1 protein-coding gene is annotated in these 1,675 nt (G+C 41.4%); it reads left to right on the forward strand.

Annotation, left to right across the window (positions count from 1 at the left end):
* The first annotated feature begins 203 nt into the window (after positions 1 to 203).
* Positions 204 to 1,592: an argininosuccinate lyase gene (gene argH, locus PF327_RS11370; RefSeq protein WP_289402671.1), complete on the forward strand. Its 1,389-nt coding sequence runs from the start codon at positions 204 to 206 to the stop codon at positions 1,590 to 1,592.
* The last annotated feature ends 83 nt before the right edge of the window (positions 1,593 to 1,675 follow it).

Here is a 1,675-nt window from a genome sequence, read left to right on the forward strand (position 1 = left end):
AAGAGAATTGTTTTACTCCTTGTCCAAAATATGTAATAACTTCCTTCTCTCTTGGTCCTGGCTGCCTTTTTTTAGTGAAGAGCCTATCCCTCCCGATATAACTCCCTTTCTTAGGCTCTTCATTTTTTTCTATGACGGACAATCCTTCTTAAACGTACTTTACGATAAAATACTTTTAATTAACTACATTTCAGGAAACAATCATGTCTAAAAAAATTGCATCTGCAAGAATCTCTGAAAAGAGTTCACAACTGCTACAAGATCTCAATAACTCACTGCCGTTTGACAAAGTGCTCTATAAAGAAGATATAGAAGGGTCACGTGCCCATGCCTATATGCTTTGTGAGCAGGGTATCATCTCTAAAGAGGATTATGAAAAGATCGAAGGTGGTTTGTATGAGATACTGGGTGAGATAGAGTCCGGCGTATTTAAACTGGACGGGGATGATGAAGATATCCACATGGCCATAGAAGGAAGACTGACTGAAAAGGTAGGAGATGCGGGTAAACGTCTGCACACTGCACGTAGCCGTAATGACCAGGTCGCACTTGATTTTAGACTCTATGTACAGAACAACACCAAAGCTATCGCTGATCTGCTTTTAGAGAACATCACTACGCTTGTAAAGGTTGCCGAAGAAAATTCAGAGACGATGCTTCCTGGTATGACACATCTACAGCATGCACAGCCTATAAACTTCGGTTACCACATGATGGCCTATGCAAGTATGTTTAAACGTGATTATGAGCGTTTTATGAGCTCTTATGAGCGCAATAACTACTCTCCTATAGGGTGTGCGGCATTGGCTGGTACACCACACCCGATCAACAGACAGACCACTTCAGACAAATTGGGTTTCAATGCCCCGACTCTGAACTGTCTTGACACGGTAAGTGATCGTGATTTTGCTTTGGAGATACTCTTTAACATATCTACGATGATGATGCATATGAGCCGTTTGAGTGAAGAGCTTATTTTATGGTCTGCTAGTGAATTTAAGTGGGTGACACTCTCAGATCGTCATGCGACTGGTTCTTCCATCATGCCACAAAAGAAAAATCCTGATATCCCTGAACTTCTCAGAGGAAAAACAGGACGTGTGAATGGTAACCTTATTGCACTTCTTACTGTGATGAAAGGTCTGCCACTTGCGTACAACAAAGATATGCAAGAAGACAAAGAAGGGGTATTTGACTCTGTCAAAACTGCCATACTATCACTGCAAGTACTAGAAGAGATGATAGCAGACATGACAGTCAATGCAGACAAAATGGAAGCGGCATGTATGATAGGCCACCTCTCTGCAACAGACCTGGCAGACTACCTTGTAAAAGAGCAGGGACTCCCGTTTAGAGATGCCTACCACATCACAGGTAATGCAGTAAACCTTGCAGAAGAGAAAGGTCTGGATATCTCAGAACTTTCTTTGGAAGACCTACAAAGTGTAGATAGCCGCATCGGTGAAGGGGTAGTAGCACTTCTTGACAACCGTGCCTCTATGAATGCCCGCCAGTCTGAAGGTGGTACAGCAACTGCTAGAACTCTTGAACAGGTTGAGAGTATGAAGGGTTGGTTAAGTAAACAAAATTAATATCTTATTTTTTTTTAAAACTTTTCATAGTACAATGTAAATCAATTATTAATGTTAAAAGCTAAACTTGTTGTGAAGCAAGG

Source organism: Sulfurovum xiamenensis (genome assembly GCF_030347995.1).
GTDB classification, from domain to species: Bacteria; Campylobacterota; Campylobacteria; order Campylobacterales; family Sulfurovaceae; genus Sulfurovum; species Sulfurovum xiamenensis.

Excerpts from the sequence above, each read along its gene's own strand:
- argH (WP_289402671.1), top strand. The coding sequence starts at position 204 with ATGTCTAAAAAAATTGCATCTGCAAGAATCTCTGAAAAGAGTTCACAA.